The 20784-nt window shown below is 44.3% G+C and carries 17 protein-coding genes and 1 pseudogene; 4 read left to right on the top strand and 14 right to left on the bottom strand.

The window, feature by feature from the left end; genetic code table 11:
- Window positions 1-79: 79 nt before the first annotated feature.
- Window positions 80-298, top strand: coding sequence for a VF530 family protein (locus ACYX4M_RS10170; RefSeq protein ID WP_474874421.1), 219 nt, complete (start codon window positions 80-82; stop codon window positions 296-298).
- Here ACYX4M_RS10170 and ACYX4M_RS10165 read toward each other — a convergent pair.
- The gene (locus tag ACYX4M_RS10165) at window positions 291-3455 is read right to left on the bottom strand and encodes a glycoside hydrolase family 2 TIM barrel-domain containing protein (protein ID WP_476080003.1); all 3165 of its coding nucleotides are present in this window, start codon (window positions 3453-3455) and stop codon (window positions 291-293) included. The genes ACYX4M_RS10170 and ACYX4M_RS10165 overlap by 8 nt on opposite strands.
- A gap of 226 nt (window positions 3456-3681) precedes the next feature.
- Between ACYX4M_RS10165 and ACYX4M_RS10160 the strand changes: the two genes are divergently transcribed.
- Window positions 3682-3906 (top strand): VF530 family protein, encoded by a 225-nt coding sequence (locus ACYX4M_RS10160; protein WP_476080002.1) that lies wholly within the window; start codon window positions 3682-3684, stop codon window positions 3904-3906.
- Between the two features lie 139 nt (window positions 3907-4045).
- On the top strand, window positions 4046-5314 hold the full coding sequence (locus tag ACYX4M_RS10155; protein ID WP_476080001.1) for an ABC transporter substrate-binding protein: 1269 nt from the start codon (window positions 4046-4048) through the stop codon (window positions 5312-5314).
- 44 nt (window positions 5315-5358) lie between these two features.
- Here the strand turns inward: ACYX4M_RS10155 and ACYX4M_RS10150 are convergent, their stop codons facing one another.
- The 13 genes and pseudogenes from ACYX4M_RS10150 to ACYX4M_RS10090 all read right to left on the bottom strand — a co-directional run bounded on the left by ACYX4M_RS10150 (window position 5359) and on the right by ACYX4M_RS10090 (window position 17731).
- On the bottom strand, window positions 5359-6249 hold the full coding sequence (locus tag ACYX4M_RS10150; RefSeq protein WP_476080000.1) for an MBL fold metallo-hydrolase: 891 nt from the start codon (window positions 6247-6249) through the stop codon (window positions 5359-5361).
- Window positions 6250-6312: 63 nt separating this feature from the next.
- Window positions 6313-6561: a DUF1653 domain-containing protein gene (locus ACYX4M_RS10145; protein WP_476079999.1), complete on the bottom strand. Its 249-nt coding sequence runs from the start codon at window positions 6559-6561 to the stop codon at window positions 6313-6315.
- A 50-nt stretch (window positions 6562-6611) separates the two neighbouring features.
- Entirely contained in the window at window positions 6612-7685 is a 1074-nt protein-coding gene (gene dinB / locus ACYX4M_RS10140) for a DNA polymerase IV (RefSeq protein WP_476079998.1), read from the bottom strand.
- Between the two features lie 207 nt (window positions 7686-7892).
- Window positions 7893-8126: a (Na+)-NQR maturation NqrM gene (gene nqrM / locus ACYX4M_RS10135; protein ID WP_014950791.1), complete on the bottom strand. Its 234-nt coding sequence runs from the start codon at window positions 8124-8126 to the stop codon at window positions 7893-7895.
- A 9-nt stretch (window positions 8127-8135) separates the two neighbouring features.
- Window positions 8136-9162, bottom strand: a pseudogene (locus ACYX4M_RS10130) (FAD:protein FMN transferase).
- Between the two features lie 119 nt (window positions 9163-9281).
- On the bottom strand, window positions 9282-10514 hold the full coding sequence (nqrF, locus tag ACYX4M_RS10125; protein ID WP_071815998.1) for an NADH:ubiquinone reductase (Na(+)-transporting) subunit F: 1233 nt from the start codon (window positions 10512-10514) through the stop codon (window positions 9282-9284).
- 20 nt (window positions 10515-10534) lie between these two features.
- Window positions 10535-11143 carry an NADH:ubiquinone reductase (Na(+)-transporting) subunit E gene (gene nqrE, locus ACYX4M_RS10120; protein WP_015068138.1) on the bottom strand — a complete coding sequence of 203 codons (609 nt, stop codon included), beginning with the start codon at window positions 11141-11143 and terminating at the stop codon, window positions 10535-10537.
- 3 nt (window positions 11144-11146) lie between these two features.
- Window positions 11147-11779 carry an NADH:ubiquinone reductase (Na(+)-transporting) subunit D gene (locus ACYX4M_RS10115; RefSeq protein WP_118492037.1) on the bottom strand — a complete coding sequence of 211 codons (633 nt, stop codon included), beginning with the start codon at window positions 11777-11779 and terminating at the stop codon, window positions 11147-11149.
- Between the two features lie 10 nt (window positions 11780-11789).
- Window positions 11790-12554, bottom strand: a complete 765-nt coding sequence (locus ACYX4M_RS10110; protein WP_014950796.1) for a Na(+)-translocating NADH-quinone reductase subunit C — start codon at window positions 12552-12554, stop codon at window positions 11790-11792.
- Complete coding sequence (locus tag ACYX4M_RS10105) at window positions 12544-13746, bottom strand: NADH:ubiquinone reductase (Na(+)-transporting) subunit B (RefSeq protein ID WP_014950797.1); 1203 nt, start codon at window positions 13744-13746, stop codon at window positions 12544-12546. The genes ACYX4M_RS10110 and ACYX4M_RS10105 overlap by 11 nt, the downstream gene beginning before the upstream one ends.
- 3 nt (window positions 13747-13749) lie before the next feature.
- A complete protein-coding gene (locus ACYX4M_RS10100) occupies window positions 13750-15090 on the bottom strand; it encodes a Na(+)-translocating NADH-quinone reductase subunit A (RefSeq protein WP_476079997.1) in 1341 nt (446 codons plus the stop codon).
- Window positions 15091-15602: 512 nt separating this feature from the next.
- Entirely contained in the window at window positions 15603-16781 is a 1179-nt protein-coding gene (gene fabV, locus ACYX4M_RS10095; RefSeq protein ID WP_476079996.1) for an enoyl-ACP reductase FabV, read from the bottom strand.
- Between the two features lie 329 nt (window positions 16782-17110).
- Window positions 17111-17731, bottom strand: coding sequence for an FKBP-type peptidyl-prolyl cis-trans isomerase (locus tag ACYX4M_RS10090; protein WP_015068144.1), 621 nt, complete (start codon window positions 17729-17731; stop codon window positions 17111-17113).
- A 232-nt stretch (window positions 17732-17963) separates the two neighbouring features.
- Here ACYX4M_RS10090 and ppc point away from each other — a divergent pair, with 232 nt between their 5' ends.
- Window positions 17964-20585: a phosphoenolpyruvate carboxylase gene (gene ppc, locus ACYX4M_RS10085; RefSeq protein ID WP_476079995.1), complete on the top strand. Its 2622-nt coding sequence runs from the start codon at window positions 17964-17966 to the stop codon at window positions 20583-20585.
- The last annotated feature ends 199 nt before the right edge of the window (window positions 20586-20784 follow it).

Raw genomic sequence — 20784 nt, 5'->3', positions numbered from 1 at the left:
TCAGGGTCAGAGTTGTGACTCTGACCCCATTGTTCGTGATAAACTAGCAGTTCGAATTAAGACAGAGCAGCGCTATACTATGAACCAACAACCCAATAACCCGCTTCACGGCTTAACGCTAGAGAAAATCGTGACACGACTTCATGAACAATACGGTTGGGATGGACTGTATTACCGCATAAGGGTGAACTGCTTTAATAATGATCCATCCATTAAATCCTCACTCAAGTTCCTCAGAAAAACGCCATGGGCTCGAGACAAAGTCGAAAAACTGTATATTCAGACCTTTATCAATTAAGCGCTATCTCGAACTGATAGTGATAGTCTCTCCATGGCAGCGTGTATTTGAACAGTGGCGGAGTCATCCATGAGTCTGTACCCGCAACACCACGCTGCTTAAAGTCGATATTAATAAAAGCATTCTGCTTAACTGGGATTTCATGAGGATGAAGTCCGGTTTTTTCCGTTGTGTCGTAATCCAGCCAATCTGTGTATTGCGCATTAAAGCCTATCAATGGCTTGCCTTTGAATGTAATAGACGGTGTCTCTGCATTACTTCTCTCAAAGAAACTTACTTCGTAAACATCCGCTCTGTGTCCATTTTCTTGAGGCCTCACATAGTCATGACTTAAATCAGCAATAGACATTGAGTATTTTCCAAAAAAGGCAGAGCTTTTGCGATCCCAGTAATTTTCGTGTGGACCACGGCCAAACCATGACGCACTTTCATAACTATCGGCTAGCTGAAGGCGATAACCAATTCTAGGGAGCGCAGAGTAATATTGGTTTGGCGCGGCAAGAAACCAAACATCAATCAAAATATTACCCTTATCCGTCAAGGTGTATGTTGTGTGATATTCACTTTGTACGGTAGGAAAACGGTGTTTTGTTACAACACTTATTGCTCCGTTTTCTTCTTTTTCAGTTATAGAAATTAATTCAGCATGTTTAGCAACATCTATCCAGATCTTGCTTTTTTGCGGAAAGCCCTCTCCGAAGTCATTGTCGGTTGGCGCTCGCCAGAACCAGGGGATCATTGGCGTCTTTAATACTTCTTTTTCTTTCTTTTGTACTGAAGTAAGCCACCCCGTATTTTTGCTCACCGTGTACTCGCTATCTTCAAAGCGAAGTATCAGTGCATCACCTCTCTCGTCAATACTGCCTTGTGACTTAACAATCTCTTTTTCGTTATTTTTAAATGGTTGCAAGAGCTGTATTTTTGCAATCACATCCCCTTTTTTATGGCTAAGTGAATCTGATTTCTTAACAAAGTACAGGTTAGTATGATAAAGATTCTCGTTTTTCATCTTTGAGATATTAGGGATGGTTATTGTCACGCTTTCGCCTGGTGGTATTGAGAGCGATTCAACTATTCCACTTTGAAGCACCTGTCCTTGCTCAAGCCTTTCCCATCTTAGAGCGACATCGTCGAGACCGGTAAAGTAACGACCATTTCTGATAAGAACTCTGTCAGCACGGGGAGAATCCCACTCTGCAAATATATTTTGATAAACGTGTTGCACCTCATAGGCATGAGGATGCAATTCTCGATTAGCGGTAAGAAGACCATTTGCAGAAAAGTTACCATCGTGATATTGACCTGCTTGCTCAAAGTCACCTCCATAACCTTGATACTCGATCCCTTCATTTGTTGTGGTGGTTATCGTTTGGTCTACCCAGTCCCAAATGAACCCGCCTTGTAACGCTTCATGTTTATAAATGAGATCCCAGTACTCTTTTAAATTCCCAACCGAATTTCCCATAGCGTGCTGATATTCACACAGTATCATAGGCCGGTCACTGCCTAACTCAACAAAGCTTTGCATGAGATCTAGCGAAGCATACATTTGGGCGTAAATATCGGTATGAGGACGAAGCTGCGCTTGCTCAAACATAATAGGCAGCGATGTTCGTTCTTTGAGCCAGTGATATAGATATTCAGTATTGTCGCCATCTCCACTTTCGTTGCCAGGAGACAACATCACGACAGAAGCATGGTTCTTACTCGCCTCATACATATTGCGGATACGATCTACATATGCGTTTCGCCACTGAGGCATGTTGACCATGTGATTTTCAGCATTATAGCTGTGGCCTTGATTCGCGGCCCCTACACCGTGTGACTCAATGTTCGCTTCGTCAACAAGATACACTCCATACTCATCAGCTAACGCATACCATAGGGGATGGTTCGGATAATGTGAGTTGCGCACCGCATTTATATTGAGCGACTTCATTAGTGTAAGGTCTTTTCGCATCGACGCTTCTGAAATAACGTGGCCAGTAAGCGGATCATGTTCATGACGATTTACACCTTTAAACAACACAGGTTTGCCATTAATCAGGACGTTACCTTCCTTCAACTCACTCGTCCTAAAGCCTGCTCGAAGCCAGACGACCTGTGTTACCTCTTCCTCTCTGTTTAGCAGCCTTAACCTGACCGAGTAAAGTGTGGGAGATTCATGGCTCCAAAACTGTACCCCTTTTACAACCGTCGACTGAACGATGGCTACGGACGTATTTTCTTGGATGCGAGTTGACTGGCTATCACTTAAAACCACATCTCCGTTTTCATCATAAACGGTGAAATCAACCACGCTATTACTGGCTTGATTTCCTACAATAGAAACCTCTGCTCCAAATAACCCATTTTGATAATCTGCAGTGGTCGTGGTGTTTAACTTGATATCTTGGATGCGTGTGCGAGGGGTCGCATAGAGATAAACATCTCGTTCAATACCATTTAGCCGCCACATATCCTGTAACTCTAAATAACTTCCATCCGACCATCGATACACTTCAATAGCCAGAGAGTTCTGCTTGCCGGGCACTATAAATTCTGAAATATCAAACTCAGCTGCAGTTTTACTGTCTTGAGAGTATCCAACGTAGTGCCCATTCACCCACAGTTTAAACGCTGACTTTACAGCGCCTAAATAGGCAATAACTGTTTTTCCATTCCATTCTTTAGACACATTAAAAACACGTTTATATCGCCCTGTTGTATTGGTGTCACGAGGGATCTTATTAACCGTCAGCGGATTTTCATCAGGTGCAAAATCAGCGCGCATATTAACGTAATTGGGCTCGCCGTAACCGTTTAAAGACCAATTTCCAGGTACCTGTATCGTACCCCAGTCTTCTGTTGAGGCGTCGTTTTCGTAAAAACGCGTGGAACCGGTAAACGGCGACGAAGACAATTGAAATTGCCAGTCTCCATTTAAGTTCAAGTAATTTTGGCTGTCCCATGGGGTGTAGACGAATTTATTCGGATCTTGAAAAAAAGAAAAAAAGTGTGACCGTGCTGGAAGACGATTCTCATGGACAATCGTTGGGTCTTCCCAAGGCGCTTGAATTTCGTCGCAGTGAAGGTGATGAGAGAATACGCCTAGAAACGCAACAAAAAGCAGGATTACTTTCCAAGGTAACGTACTAATTTTTTTATTTTTCAACACACGTCCTCTCCTTCACAATTTGACAACCCATTATAGGTAAACGTTTACCCTTGTAAAGTTAAGTGTGAAATAAATGTAAAAAAAGCGGCCTGCGCCACTTTTTTCATGCTTTTTGACGTTAGTAAGCGTCGTCAGGTTATGGGGTCAGAGTAATGACTCTGACCCCATAACCTATTACGTTCGTGATAATCTTACTGTTTGAATAGAAACAGAGCAGCGACACGCTATGAACCAACAACCTAATAATCCGCTTCACGGTTTAACGCTAGAGAAAATCGTCACGCAACTTCACGAACGATATGGCTGGGACGGGTTGTATTACCGTATCAAAGTGAACTGCTTTAATAACGACCCTTCTATTAAGTCATCCCTTAAATTTTTAAGAAAAACACAGTGGGCAAGAGATAAAGTAGAGCAGCTTTACATACAAACGTTTAAACAGCCTAAATAGCCCTGTTAGTCAAAGGGTCTCATCTAACTATAAAAATAGCCTTGCTTTTTTTTAACTAGCGACTCCCCTTTCATGTACTACAATTTGACAATAACTAACAAATAATTTTTGAATGTTTTGATCTACAAGGGATGTTGATATGTGGGACAAAAGTAAGCCGGAGTGGCTTAAGTTTTTCTTTCTACCGTCCATTTTTTATTTCTACTTTACCTTCCCTGCTTCTGCTGTGGATTGTGAAGAAGCGAAGGGCATATTGAATGTGTCATTGCTTGTTTTTAGTGTCGAACAACGAAATGCCTTTGAAGAAATGGCAGCGAACTTTTCAGCACAATGCCCCGGTATAGATATTGTTTACTCATCGTCAGATGATACCGGCTACAAGCAAATGACCGAGCTGTGGTTAAGCGACAACCCTAATCTAGATCTCATGGTATGGTTATGGCCTGTCGAGCTAAAAAAGGTCAATGAGAGAGGGTTGATAGAACCTTTAACGTCTCTTTGGACAGAAACAGAGCTTCGAAAATATCCAAACGAAATGAAAGAGTTGATTACGTATAAAGGAGAGCAGTTCGGCGTTCCTTTATCAGTGGGTTTTTGGGGATTTTTTGCCAACCAAAACGTCCTACAAGAATTTAATATCAATCGCCTTGAAAGTATTAGCGATTTGCTTAGCGCGTGCAGAACACTGTCTCGAAATCAAATTGTTCCTATTGGTTTAGGATTACAAGAGAAGTGGCCTGTTTTGTCACTGCTTGACTATTTAAATCTCAAAGTAAACGGGCTTTATTTTCACAATCAGTTAATGGAAGGAAATGTAAAATTTACTGATAAGAAGGTACTAGCGGTACTTCAATTGTGGAAAAAAATGATTGATAGCCAATGTTTTCTAAAAAATGCTGATGAGTACACACAAAAGCAAGTTCTCCCATTCCTTTATCGCGATAGAGTGGGAATGGTTCTTTCCGGCAATTTCATAATAAGCCAAATTCCTGAGGCCGTTTCTGAAAAGCTCAAATTTATCCCTTTTCCTTTTGTGGACAAAAACGTCAGTCAATCTGAAATTGCCCCAACGGATTTTCTCATTCTTCGCGCAAGCAGCAGAAAAAAATCACTTGCTAAAGTATTTTTGCGATACCTAATTCAAGATGATGTACAAGCCCAACTAAATAAAAGGCTTAATTTTCTGCCCGCACACCCGAATGCCAAAATAAGTGATGTAAGCTTTGTTCAACACGGAAGCTCAAATTTAAAGAAGGCCGAAGGAGTAGTACAGTTTTTCGACCGCTCTACGAGTAGGGATTATTATCAGCCGCTCAGTAACATTCTTGTAGATTTCATGGAGACAGGAAAGGTAGATAAAGCAGCATTAGAAATGGAAGCAGTTAGACAGCGGCTCTTCGATTCATAGGAAGTTTCGAGCCGCGTAGTTGTGTAGTTAAATAAATTCAGCTTCTACGCATCTTTATAGAGTGTAGCTATCCACTTCTCTTCATTGATGAAGTTCCAACTCCAGTCGGCCCATTTTTCATCTAAGCCCTTCGCCTTTACTTCATCAAGGGTTTTGCCGTCTTGCTTAAGTGCTTTCACGTAGTTGAAAGTTTCGCTGATCATAGCTAAAAACGCGGTGTATTCTTGCTTATTGCTGATATCGCCATGACCGGGAATGATTATGGTCTCGTCATCTATTTTTGCTAGCAACTGCTCTACCGATTCCATGTAGCCTTCTACATTGCCACCAGCACCCTGGTCAATATAGGGAAAACGACCGTTAAAGAATAAGTCGCCCGTGTGCATGACGTTAGGTTGCTCAAACCACACTACGCTATCGCCATCGGTGTGGCCGACGGCTAAATGCATTACATGAAGGGTTTCACCATTAAAGTAAATTTTAATCCCGTCTTCATAAGTGATGGTTGGCAAGGCTTCAGGTTTTACCTTTTCATCATCTGCAAGTCGAACGCGCACATTCTCATGGGCGAGAATGGTGGCACCTTTGTGACTATGGAAAAACGTATTAGAACCCGTGTGGTCACCGTGATAATGGGTGTTTATTACATATTTGGGTTTATCGCTGCCTAGCTCACCTAGCTGAGCTGCTATTTTTTCAGCAAGTGGCGCAAATTGATCGTCAATGATCAAAACGCCGTCTGCCCCAGCTGATACACCAATATTTCCACCTGCACCTGTAAGCATATGAACAGAGCCTTTTATCGCTGTTGCTTTAACTTCGACATCGGCAAATCTATCTTGTGCATTTGCGGTGTTGACCGTCGAATAAAATAAAGGACTAGCAGCAATGAATGCGGCCATAATATGTGTGCTAAAACGAGGGGCAGTTTTCATTATTATTTCCTTGTAAGAAGTCTGTTTAGATAAGACCTCTTACACTATGACCTAATTTCACAATTAGATCATTTTTTCATCATCAGGAATATCACCCACATAAGCAAAACGAGGGAGTGTTTCCCCATCTCTTTCTACCGATTCTACAAACATCTCAAGGGGACGAACCCATAAAGCCTTTTCGCCATAACACGGACGATATACCACTAACTTGCTTTCATCTTCTGAGTGGGTGGCTACTTCGTAAACATCGTATAAATTGCCTTTATAATGCTTGTAACGACCGGGGGTTTTAAGTTGCATTGAATCCATAGTGACCTTCAAGATATATGTTGCGTCAGAGAATAAGGCGCTAGTGTTAATTAAATCTGCTCAAAAGGCAAAACCAGCTGCTGTGTCGATTGGTCGGCGGCAAGGCCTATATGCACGCCTACAAGACGGATGCCACGCCCTGTTGCTCGCTCAAAAGCTTCCTGCATTAATGTACGAAAATAAGCTTTATCTAGCGTGGCACAGCGATGCTCAACCGTGGTTAGCTGAAAGTCGTTAAACTTAAGCTTTACGCCCTGCGTGCGAATACGTACAGGCTTGCCCGTCCGCTTCTTATGGTTCTCCATTCTTTCCTGAAGCTTTTCAAACAAATGGGGCAGAAAGTCGATACATTGATCGATAGTATGAATGTCCTCGCTTAGCGTGCGCTCTACGCCTATAGACTTGCGCTCTCGTGATACCGACAACTCTCGCTCATCAATACCGTGAGCCCGTTCCCACAGCACACTACCGAATTTACCCAGCTCTTTCTGAATACGTTCGAAAGGATACTGACGAACGTCATTGCAGGTATTAAGCCCCATGCGCTGCAGCTTTTGCATAGTAACTTTGCCCACGCCAGGAATTTTCTTTAGCGGCATTTCTCGTACAAACTCATCAAGTTTATCGGGAGTGATCACGCAAATGCCGTCAGGCTTGTTTTCGTCGCTAGCTACTTTTGCTACGAATTTGCAGGGCGCGACCCCTGCTGAGGCGGTAAGACCTAGTTCGCTTTCAATACGAGCACGAATTTCTTCAGCTATTAACGTAGCGCTGCCACCACAAAACTCACTGTTAGTAACGTCCAGATAGGCTTCATCTAACGATAGGGGTTCAATAAGATCGGTATAGTCTGCAAAAATTTTACGTATTTTTTGCGACTCAGCGGCATATACCTCCATACGGCCTTTCACTAAAGTAAGGTTGGGACATAGTTTTAACGCATACGCGGTAGCCATAGCAGAGCGTACACCAAATTTACGGGCGGGATAATTACAGGTAGAGATAACACCGCGACGGTCGGCACTGCCGCCAATAGCGATGGGAATATTGCGCAAAGCTGGGTTGTCGCGCATTTCAACTGCGGCGTAAAAACAATCCATGTCGACGTGGATAATTTTTCGCATCACCTGCCTTCATTCTTTAGCTTTAAAGTAAAACTGTACAAAAAGACAGTATATTATTAATAGTGCTGAATTACACTATCTAATCATGGCTTCTAAATCGAAGTAATGGCTCGCACTTAAATTTGAAGGCAGTGCTAAAAAACAAAAAAGCGCTGTCGATTTACTCAAACAGCGCTTTTAAATACTAAGTCAACGATGTGATAAGCATTACAAAATTTGGTTTTGCTTCCACTCGTTTAATTTTTTCTGACGGGCTTCTTCTTTTTCCATACGTGACTTTTTACGGTCGCAAGGTTCTGGACAGTCACAGGCCTTTTCAATACCTAGTGCGCCTAATCCGCCGCAGCTTCCAGAAATTGATTTTTTCTGAAATAGGTAGCCAACGGCCATAGCTAGTACCATTGTTAGAAAGAAACCAAAAGCAAGAATGAATGTAGACATAGCTACCCCCTAATTATGAACTGTGACCAGTTTATCAAATTCTGGCGACGCATACTCTTCAAATCCGTCTTCTGTGCGACGAATGAGGAATACAGCAAGTTGCTCTTGCTCAGCAACCGCTATTGCTTGTTCCCATCCCATCACATTAAATGCCGTAGCCAAACCGTCTGACGTCATAGATGAAGGGTGAACAACGGTGACCGACACCAAGTTATGTGAGATAGGTTTACCGGTAGTCGGGTCTATTAGGTGCGAATAACGAACACCGTCTTCTTCGTAATAATTACGATAGTCACCCGATGTAGCGACCGCGTTTTCACCTATTGAGACAACTTTTTGAACTGCGCGTTCAGTAGTAACCGGCTTTTCAATAGCAATAAGCCATTCACTGCCGTCTCCTCGCTCGCCTTTTACGCGCATTTCCCCACCTATTTCCACAAGGTAGTTTTCTATACGGTGCTTTTCAAGGATCTCTGCCACTTCGTCAACGCCAAAACCTTTAGCAATAGTCGACAGGTCGACGTACAGCATAGGATGGCTTTTCTTTAAGCCTGTAGGCGTCGTTGAAAAGCTTCTTGTACCCTACATATTGACGAATATCGTCGATGTCTGTCTGACTTGGTACTTTTTCAGGGCGCTTAGTCGGGCCAAACCCCCACAAATTAACCAATGGACCAACGGTAACATCAAGCACACCACCACTAAGATTTGCCAAGCGCAGGGCTTCATTAACCACGGTTAACGTATCTGGCGACACCGCGAAGTTATCGGTATAACGATATTGATTAAAGCGTGAGAGCTCTGATGTAGGGTCGTAAGTAGACATCATCTTGTTAACCTCAACAAGACGGGCATCTATTTCAGCCTGTAAGCCTTCTACCGGCGTTTCAGCTAGAAGGTATTTTACATTGTAGGTTGTGCCCATTGTTTGCCCTTGAAGGTGCACTACAGGCGTTTTTTCGTCGCTACAGCTTGCAAGTACAAGAATACCAATAGCAACAAAAGCGAGAAAAATTCGAATACCGAATCGGATCACGATGTTGTCCTTAGCTAATTTGCACATTTTTCACTAACAATGTGCATTATGCGTTTTGCTTCAACAAAAAAGGGGCTTGCGCCCCTTTTAATATGCTCATTAACTTTTAAACGAGTAGCTTAGCCACCGAAGTCATCTAGCATGATGTTTTCGTCCTCAACACCTAAATCTTTAAGCATGTTGATTACGGCCGCGTTCATCATAGGTGGTCCACACATGTAGAACTCACAGTCTTCTGGTGCAGGGTGATCTTTCAAGTAATTCTCTAGAAGTACTTGGTGGATAAACCCTGTGTAACCTTCCCAGTTGTCCTCTGGCTGAGGATCTGAAAGTGCTACATGCCACTCAAAGTTATCGTTTTCTGCTGCTAGCTCGTCGAAGTCTTCTGTATAGAACATTTCACGAAGTGAACGTGCACCGTACCAGAAGCTCATCTTACGCTTAGACTTAAGGCGACGAAGCTGATCGAAGATGTGAGAACGCATTGGGGCCATACCTGCACCACCACCTACGAATACCATTTCGTTTTCAGTTTCTTTCGCGAAGAATTCACCGAATGGACCAGAGATAGTCGCTTTGTCACCTTCTTTCAGGCTCCAAATGTACGATGACATTTTACCCGCAGGTAGGCTTAAGTTATTAGGTGGCGGCGTAGCGATACGCACGTTCAACATAATAATGCCTTCTTCTTCTGGGTAGTTCGCCATTGAGTAAGCACGAATAGTCTCTTCGTCTACTTTAGACTCGATGTCGAAGAAGCCAAAACGCTCCCAGTCACCGCGGTATTCTTCAGGAATATCGAACTCTTTGTACTTAACGTGGTGCGCTGGCGCTTCAATCTGAATATAACCACCTGCACGGAAAGGTACACTTTCACCGTTAGGAATTTTAAGCTTAAGTTCTTTGATAAAGGTTGCTTTGTTATCGTTAGAGATAACTTCACAATCCCACTTCTTAACGCCAAATACCGACTCTTCCAACTCAATTTCCATGTCTTGCTTGATAGCAACCTGACATGAAAGACGACAGCCTTCGCGCGCTTCACCTTTAGTGATGTGGTCTAGTTCAGTTGGAAGGATTTCACCACCACCTGAGTGTACATCTACACGACACTGACCACATGAGCCACCGCCACCACACGCAGATGATACGAAGTAACCTGCGTCAGCTAGTGCACCAAGAAGTTTGCCACCCGGTGCAGTTTTGATTGCCTTGTCTGGGTCACCATTGATAGTGATAGTTACATCACCACTTGGTACCAATTTAGACTTGGCAAACATGATAATAAATACCAGCGCTAGAACGATGGCAATGAACATGCCTACGCCTAGATATATTTCTACATTATTCATTTATATGCTCCCGAGCTTTCTTACAGCTGAATACCAGTGAATGACTGGAAGCCTAGTGCCATTAGACCCGCGATCATAAATACAGAACCTAGACCACGAACACCATCAGGCATATCAGCATATTTAAGCTTTTCACGTACTGCTGCAAGCAACACAATTGCTATTGCCCAGCCAATACCACTTCCTACGCCGTAAACAACGCTTTCGGTCAAGTTATATTCACGCTGCACTGCGAACGCTACACCACCGAAGATTGCGCAGTTAACAGTAATAAGCGGAAGGAAGATACCTAGCGCGTTATAAAGCGCTGGGAAGAACTTGTCTAAGCTCATCTCTAGGATCTGTACCAACGCTGCGATAACACCGATAAACGTTAGGAAGTTAAGGAAGCTTAGGTCAGCTTCTGGGAAACCTGCCCATGCTAATGCGCCTGGAGCAAGAATGTTTACATAAATAATTTGGTTAACGGGTACAGAGATACCTAGTACCACGATAACTGCGACACCAAGACCCATAGCAGTTTTAACTTTCTTAGATACCGCTAGGAATGTACACATACCTAAGAAAAGTGATAACGCCATGTTCTCAACGAAGATTGAGCGAACAAATAACGACAAATAATGTTCCATGACTTACTCCTTAGGCTCTACTTGCTCAGGACGGATAGTACGGATAACCCAAATCATACCGCCGATTAAGAAGAATGAGCTGAATGGTAGGATTAACAAACCGTTACCCTGATACCAGCCACCGTTTTGAACCAGTGGAAGGATTTCGAAACCTAAAATAGTACCGAAACCAAATAGCTCTTTAATTGTACCAATTACAACTAGAATGAAAGAGTAACCCAAGCCGTTACCGATACCATCAAGGAAGCTCATTAGAGGTGGGCTCTTCATGGCGTAGGCTTCAGCACGACCCATTACGATACAGTTAGTAATGATAAGACCAACGAATACCGACAGCTGCTTCGATATTTCATACGAATACGCTTTCAGGATTTGGTCAACAACGATTACCAACGACGCAATGATAGTCATCTGGATAATAATTCGAACGCTAGATGGGATCTGGTTACGAATTAGTGAAATAAACAAGTTTGAGAACGCTACAACGCTTGTAAGCGCAAGCGACATTACCAATGCTGTTTCCAGCTTAGTGGTAATTGCCAGTGCTGAACAGATACCCAATACCTGTAGGGCGATCGGGTTGTTGTCCAGGATTGGCCCAAAGAGGGCCTTTTTCATTTCTTTAGTATCTGCCATGAGACTTCCCTTATGAACGCCATGCTTGGTTCTTCAGGAACTGGCCGAAGCCTTGCTCGCCTACCCAGTAACGAATAGTGTTTTCAACACCGTTGCTGGTTAGGGTTGCACCTGAAAGCGCATCGATAGTGTGAGGATTGCTTGGGTTAGCATTTTTCACTACGCGAATAGCAACTTCGCCATTTTCGTAAAGCTCTTTGCCGTCCCATTTGTCCTGCCAAGCAGGATTTTGCACTTCACCACCTAGTCCTGGCGTTTCTTTTTGCTGATAGTAAATAAGCTCGCGAACCGTTTGGCCGTCTGCGTCTACCGCTAAGAAACCGTACATAAGATCCCAAAGGCCGCTGCCGTGTACAGGAAGGATGATACGAGAAACATCACCTGCGTCGTCGCGAACTAAGTAAACACTTGCCACGTTAGGGCGGCGTTGGAAACCAACATTGCTGTTAGTTACCTTAGTGCTGTACTCAGTTTCTTTGGCTGCTTTATACATATCGTAATCTGGCTTAGGCGCTTCTACGAAAGTACCTTCGTCAAGATTAACAAAACGCTGCTCTACTCGCTCGCTGTACGTGCTTTCAATTGCGCTATTGCTCATGCCCATTTCATAAAGGCCTGCAGCGTTAAGAATGTTGCTCTTTTTATCTAGAGCTGCGTTTGTTTGTTGTAAAGAGCGAAGGCCAACAGCCGCGCCAGAAACAACAATTGAACAAACTAAACATACGGCAACAACAATACCTACCGTTTTGCCTAAAGATTCTTTCTTAGCCGACACGTGCTACCCTCCGCTTGATATTGCTTTGTGCGACGAAATAGTCGAACAGTGGCGCCCACAAGTTAGCAAATAGAATTGCTAGCATTACACCTTCAGGGAAGGCTGGGTTTAGGACGCGGATTAGTACCGTCATGAAACCAATGAAGATACCGTAAGCCCACTTACCTTGGTTTGTGAACGACGCAGAAACTGGGTCTGTCGCCATAAAGAACATACCAAAAGCAAGACCACCAACAACAAAGTGCCAATGAGCAGGCATTGCAAACATAGGGTTCGTATCGCTGCCGATTAGGTTTAGCAAGGTTGCGAAGAACGCCACACCAATTGCTACACCAGCAACAATGCGCCAGCTTGCTATACGCATGTACATGATGAACAAGCCACCAAGAATAATAGCAAGGGTAGACACCTCACCCGCTGAACCTGAGATAGTACCGATGAAGCTGTTCATCCACTGATCCATGTTCGCGTAATCAAGGTTGCCAGAAGCCGCTTGGCTTAGAGACGTTGCACCAGAATAACCATCTGCCGCTACCCATACTTGGTCACCTGAAATTTGCGCAGGATACGCAAAGTAAAGGAATGCACGACCAGACAATGCTGGGTTAAGGAAGTTACGACCTGTACCACCGAATACTTCTTTAGCAATTACAACACCGAAGGTAATACCTAGTGCAACTTGCCATAGAGGAATAGTAGCTGGAAGTGTTAGTGCGAACAGTACCGATGTAACGAAGAAACCTTCGTTAACTTCGTGCTTGCGCACAGACGCGAACAATACTTCCCAGAAACCACCTACCGCGAACGTTACCGCGTAGATTGGCAGCCAGAAGCATGCGCCATAGAAAAATAGACCTAGTGTTCCCGCATTTGCCAAGTCACCGCCAAGGGCAGCGAATAGACCTGCTTGCCACGTATCAGGTAGTGTTCCTGCACCAGCAGCAATAGCTTCTTGCGCTTGGAAACCAATGTTATACATACCGAAGAACATAGCTGGGAATGTTGCCATCCATACCATGATCATGATGCGCTTAAGGTCAATGCTGTCACGCACGTGCGTGTTAGCTTTATTTACTTTACCTGGGGTGTAGAAAATGGTCGCCGCAGCTTCGTAAAGCGCATACCACTTTTCATGTTTACCACCTGGTTCGAAGTTTGGTTCGATCTTTTCTAAATACGCTTTTAAACCCATGACTTAACCCTCTTTCTCTATCGTGGTCAAACAGTCGCGTAAGATAGGAGCGTAGTTGTATTTGCCAGGGCATACATAAGTACACAATGCCAAATCTTCTTCGTCCAACTCTAAGCAACCCAACGTCTGAGCACCGTCAGTATCACCAGAAATCAGGTCCCTAAGCAGAAGCGTAGGAATGATATCTAGGGGCATAACGCGTTCGTAATTACCAATTGGAACCATAGAACGTTCAGAACCATTGGTAGTTGTTGTCATATCAAATTTCTTGCTGCCACTTAGGTGACCTAAGTAAGCACGAGTCACTGAGTGTTGGTTTGAACCTGGTAGGATCCAACCAAACAATTTCTTCTCGCGACCTTCTTTTAATAATGAAACTTGGGTGTGGAAACGGCCAAGGAAGCCGTGAACGCCCATCGCTGTCGTACCGCTAAGTACAGAACCAGAGATAACACGTACTTCACCGTCTACTTGCTCGTTCGCAGTTAGCTCGGTCACGTCTGCGCCAATTAGAGTGCGCACTAGACGTGGGTTGGTTGCAGCAGGACCTGCAAGTGAGATAACTCGACGGTTATCTAGTTCACCAGTAGTAAGCAGTGCACCAATCGCCATTACGTCTTGATAGTTGATGTGCCAAACCGTTTTGTTCATACCGGCTGAATCAAGGAAGTGGATGTGAGTACCCGGTAGGCCCGCAGGGTGAGGACCGCCAAATTCTTCAACATCAACTGCCGCATCGCCAGTAGCAACAGAAGAACCTGCCGCTTTACAAACGTAAGTCTTGCCACCGCTCAATTGCGTTAACGCTTTAAGACCATTTACGAAATCGTCTTGGCGCTCAGCAATAATCACAGCAGGATCTGCTGCCAGTGGATTGGTATCCATTGCTGTAACGAAAATTGAACTTGGAACAGAGTCTAGCTTAGGAGATTTGCTAAATGGACGTGTACGGAACGCTGTCCACATGCCTGACTCTACAAGGATTGACTGAAGCTGCTCGCGTGTTGCGCTCGCGATCTGGTCAGCTGCAATTTTATCAAATGTCACAGCATCGCTGCCGTTCATTTTGATAACTACAGACTGAAGAACACGTTTTGCACCACGGTTAACCTCTACCACTTCACCCGCTGCTGGCGCAGTGAATTTAACGCCAGGATTCTTTTTATCTTCAAAAAGAACCTGACCTTTCTTCACTACATCGCCAACTTGGACGTGCATGGTAGGGCGCATACCCACATATTCTTCTCCCAGAATGGCAACGCGCGTTGCAGCAGATGCATCAGCAATCTCCTGCTTTGGCGCTCCCTCAATTGGGAGGTCGAGACCTTTCTTGATTTTTATCATATGTAATCGCACTACTCTAATAGAAATACCCTTTTGCATGACCGCAGAAAACCTGCCTGTCAGCATGCAAAAGCGCACTATTAACAGGTGTAGAACACCTTTTCGTTGTTGATTGATGGAACTTGCTGCAATTGCTACGGTCAGCCTGTTATGAAGCCGTAACGCATAATTCCTTTTGCGGACGCTTTGTTCGCCCTTTCTTTATAGACCACCAGCAGAAATTTACACTTATTATTGTTGTTGTGTTGCTGCAATCGCCACTGCTGTTTTGGTAGAGGCAGAAAAGGCCCCTACTTAATTTCGGGATTTTAGCATTAACCCATACGTTTGTGCCACGCAATTTCAAGATAAAGGCAAATTTTTCTACAATTTAATGTAAACCTTTGGTCTTATTCATTTACATTTTGCGAATCCATACGCCGTATCAACTTGTAATCAGGTACAAAAAAGCCGTCAAATCAGACGGCTTTTGCGCATATAAGCATTAGGTTAATTAATAGTAAGTTTAGGTTTTACCAATTAACCATTGGGTCAACTTCACTGTCGTAATCAACACTTGAAATGTCAAAACCGAACAGTTTTAAGAACTCATGGTTGTAACCTTTGTAGTCACTTAAGTCATGAAAGTTCTCTTGTGTCACTTGATCCCATAACGCCTTAATTTTTGCCTGTGTTGCATCGTTAGTTTCTTTGCCATCCATGCGATAGCGATTTGCTTCATCTAACGTTGGTGTATTGCCGAACAGGCACTGTGTGAACAAGCCATGAATCTGCTCAATACACCCTTCGTGGGTGCCTTCCTCTTTCATCACTTTATAAATAAGTGAAATATACAAAGGCATTACAGGAATGGCTGAGCTTGCCTGCGTTACCAGTGCTTTCAACGAGCTCACATTGGCTTGTACAAGCAAGTCACTGTTTTTACCAATAATAGCAGCAGCAGCGCGATCTAGGTCTTCTTTTGCCTTACCGATAGTTGCTTGACCGTAGATAGGCCACGTAAGCTCTTTCCCGATATAGGTATATGCGGTAGTTTTACAGCCTTCTGCAAGCACATCGGCTTCACGCAAAAAGTCCATCCAACGCTCCCAATCTTCGCCGCCCATCACTTTGATGGTGTTGAGGATCTCGTCGTCGTTGGCTGGCTCAAGCGCCACTTCATGCACTTTATCTTTATCTGTGTCGTAAGTTTTTGTGGTGTATGCCTCGCCTACTGGCTTAAGCGTCGACTTGTAGGTCACACCGGTTTCTGGATCGGTTCTGCGCGGAGACGCAAGGCTATAAATAACCAAGTCAACCTTACCCATTTCAGCTTTGATTTTTTCGATAGCTTCGTTTTTGATCTCATCAGAAAAGGCATCGCCGTTTATTGTATCAGCATACAAACCTTTCGCTTTGGCTTTTTCGTGGAACGCTGCAGTGTTATACCAACCTGCTGTACCCGTTTTGCGTTCCGTCGGTGCTTTTTCGAAACAAACACCTAATGTTTTTGCGCCATAACCAAACGCAGATGTGATGCGTGACGCTAACCCGTAGCCTGTTGAGCTACCAATAACCAGTACATTTTTAGGGCCTTCGCCTAAGTCACCTTTTGCTTCTACATAAGCAATTTGTTCGTCAACCGCCGTTGCACAGCCAACAGGGTGCGCGTTTGTACAAATGAAGCCTCTCACTTTAGGCTTGATAATCATAATAATTTTCCTTATTTGAGCGTGGAGCTATTGTAATGCCGAAGCCACTGATAACAACTCGGAGCAGATGGAAGCCTGCTAACCATAAAACGCTTTTGCCAGCATATCGCATACATGCATTCTCACCAACAAAACATAGTAGCATCACATATTTAGATTTAAATAAGCGACAGTAAGCGCGTTCTGATTACTAGTGTGCTGTTCGTTTACTAACTAAGCGTTAGAAGAGTAAAAGAAATAGACTAGAAGATAGAAAGGAATAAAAAATGAAGCAAAGAAGAATACAGGTATTCACAGGAGCACCATTGGGCACTCCTGTGAAGCAATCATTAACCTAGAACGTCAAGAAGTTCTACGTCAAAGATTAGGGTGCTGTAAGGTGCAATAGCTGCGCCAGCACCTTGCTCACCGTAAGCTAGGTCGTGTGGTACGTATAGACGATATTTTGAACCTGCTTTCATAAGTTGAAGTGCTTCAGTCCAACCTTTGATTACGCCGCCTACTGGGAATTCAGCTGGCTGACCGCGCTCGTAAGAACTATCAAACGTAGTACCGTTTATTAGCGTACCGTGGTAGTGAACACGTACTGTGCTAGAAGCATCTGGTGTCTCGCCGTCACCTTCAGTAACAACTTCGTATTGAAGGCCAGACTCAGTTACCGTTACTTCGTCACGCTTCGCGTTTTCTTCAAGGTACTTTGTGCCTTCTTCAATAACTGCTTTGCTCGCTTCTTCTTTAGCCGCTTGCATACGCTTATGAATTTCGCCGAACGCATCGCGCAGCGTATCGTTGTCAACTTGAGGGGCTTGACCCGCAAAAGCGTCTTTTAGGCCAGCAACAACAGCGTCGATCGCTAGTCCGTCAAACGGATTTGATTGTAGTTGTTGACCCATTTGAAAACCAATGCCGTAACTTGCTTGGGTTTCTACTGTATTGAATGTATCAGTCACAAGAACTCCTGAAATTAAATTACAAATGCAGTACAAATTTCAAACAAAACGCTTAGCGCGAGAATGTTTCTGCATTTTCCGGTGCAAGAGTGTACCACACCACAAAATATCTTGCTTTGAGCAATGTTAACTGTGGTGCAAAAGTATCGAAATGTTGTAAATTATAACCGAAAGTGGTTAGACAAGTCGCGAAGGACACAGTATGGTTAGCCCATATATTTAGGAGGATAGCATGCAAACACACTACGATGCTGAACTGAAAGATACCGTTCGATACCTTGGCAAAACCCTTGGTGAAACAATCAAAAATCAATTAGGTCAGGAATGGCTAGACCGTATTGAAAAGATTCGTAAAGGCGGCCGAGCTTCTTATCAGGGAGACGCTACCTGTAGCGAAGAACTGAAAGAAACTTTCAAAACAATGTCTGACAGCGATTTGCTTACTGTTGGCCGTGCCTTCGCACAATTCTTGAACCTAGGCAATATTGCCGAGCAAGAATACAATGCAGCAATGAATGTCGATGCATCGATTGATGCTCTGTTTAAACACCTAGATAAAGCAGAACTAACTGCTGACAAAGTACAAGACGCTGTTGCAAAACTAAACATCGACCTTGTATTAACTGCGCACCCAACTGAGGTTACGCGCCGTACTCTTATTCACAAACATAAAGAGCTAGCGGACTGCCTACAGGCTGTGCATCAAGCTTCACTAAGCGATGTTGAGCGTAAAAAAATCGAAACGCGCATTGCTGATCTTATAGCGCAAGCGTGGCACACTGAAGAAATTCGTTCTGTTCGCCCGACTCCTGTCGATGAAGCGCGTTGGGGCTTTTCCGTTATTGAAAACTCATTGTGGGAAGCGGTACCTGATTTCATGCGCGAGCTTGATGGTCGCTTAAATGAAGACTACGACGTATCGCTACCGCTAGACTCGTCACCAGTACAATTTAGCTCTTGGATGGGTGGCGACAGAGACGGTAACCCATTTGTTACTTCAAAAGTGACCGAGCAAGTATTACTACTGGCAAGAAAGCGCGCAGCTAAGCTTTTCGCTATCGACCTTGATCGTTTGCAAGTAGAACTTTCAATGTACGATTGCAACGAAGAACTACGTGAAAAAGTAGGCGATGCCAACGAGCCGTATCGCGCCCTACTTCGCCCCTTAGTGAACAAGTTCATTGCTACCCGCGATGGCATTAGCGACTACCTAGCAGGAAAAAATCCAGACACGTCAAACTGGATAGAAAGCGACGACGAGCTTATTGAGCCGTTGATGCTTTGCTATCAGTCACTATTAGACTGCGGAATGCAGGTTGTTGCTAATGGCCTACTTCTAGATACTATTCGCCGTGCACGTGTTTTCGGCATTCACCTTCTACGCCTAGATGTACGCCAGGACTCTGAGCGTCATGCCGACGTTTTCAGCGAACTAACACGCTATTTAGGTTTAGGCGATTACGCACAGTGGAGCGAAGCCGACAAGCAAGCATTCTTATTGCGCGAGCTTGGCTCAAAACGTCCGCTATTCCCAGCACAATGGGATGCGTCTGACGATGTAAAAGAAGTACTAGATACTTGCAAGGTCATTGCAAAACACAGTAAGCATGGCTTTGGTATCTACATTATCTCTATGGCAAGCGAGCCATCAGATGTTATGGCGGTTCAGCTGCTTCTTCAAGAAAGCGGTGTAGATTGGCCAATGCCGGTAGCACCACTATTTGAAACGCTTGACGATTTGAACAACTCACCAGATGTAATGCGCAAACTCCTGTCTATCGACTGGTATCGCGGTTACGTGAAGGGCCGTCAGTTTGTTATGATTGGCTATTCTGACTCAGCAAAAGATGCAGGCGCATTGGCTGCTGGCTGGGCACAGTATCAGTCGCAAGAAGCATTGGTTGCAATTGCAGAAGAATTCGACGTAAGCCTCACCCTGTTCCACGGACGTGGTGGTACGATTGGTCGTGGTGGATTGCCAGCACACGCTGCTATTTATTCACAACCTCCTGGCTCATTAGACGGTGGGTTCCGCGTAACAGAACAGGGCGAAACTATTCGCTATAAATTCGGTATGCCTAAGCTGGCTAAACGCAGCCTAGGTATTTACGCCAGCGCCATAATTGAAGCCATGTTATTCCCGCCTCCGGCACCAAAAGAAGAATGGCGAGAGCTTATAACTGCAATGGCAGCCCAAGGTCGCGATAACTACCGTGCAACAGTACGCCATGATGAAGAGTTCGTACCTTACTTCCGTGTAGCAACGCCTGAGCAAGAGTTAGGTAAATTACCTCTAGGTAGCCGCCCTGCTAAGCGTAAGCCACAAGGCGGAATTGAGAGCCTACGCGCTATTCCGTGGATTTTTGCTTGGGCACAAACACGTTTAGTACTGCCAAGCTGGTTAGGCGTTATGCGTGCTATTGATAGCGTGAAAACCCCTGAGAACGAGAAAGTAGTTAACGAAATGTTCAGCGAATGGCCATTCTATCGTTCACGTCTTTCTATGCTAGACATGGTGTTCCACAAAGCCGATCCACGTATCAGCGAAGCGTATGATGAGCGCCTTGTACCTAAAGAGCTTAAGCACTTTGGTGAAGCGCTACGTAGCGAGCTTAAGGAAAGCATCTCGTCACTGTTAGCTATTACAGGCAATGACGACATTATGAAGAACGACCCGCAGGGTAAAGAGTCTATGGAGATCCGCGCAGGATACCTTCAGCCGCTGCATTACCTGCAAATTGAGCTTCTAGACCGTATCCGTAAAGCCGGTGACGATGCGCAGAACACCAGCCTTGAACGCGCCATGATGGTAACTATTGCAGGTATCGCGATAGGTATGCGTAACACGGGTTAAATAGCCCGCGTTATAAGGATATAAAAGCCCGCTTCGTATGACGTAGCGGGCTTTTTTGTGCTTATACCAGTCCGAATTTAGTACAGAGGTTTTAATTTCACTATTTAGCAGTAAAAACTAGTAGTAAAAAATTGGTGAATCAACCAAGTCCGCATGTTATTAGTAACGACGCTTTTTCTCATATTTTAAAGGATTAAAA

The organism is Alteromonas sp. ABV4_150 (assembly GCF_056311745.1).
This window is presented reverse-complemented; position numbering and strand designations above follow the sequence as displayed.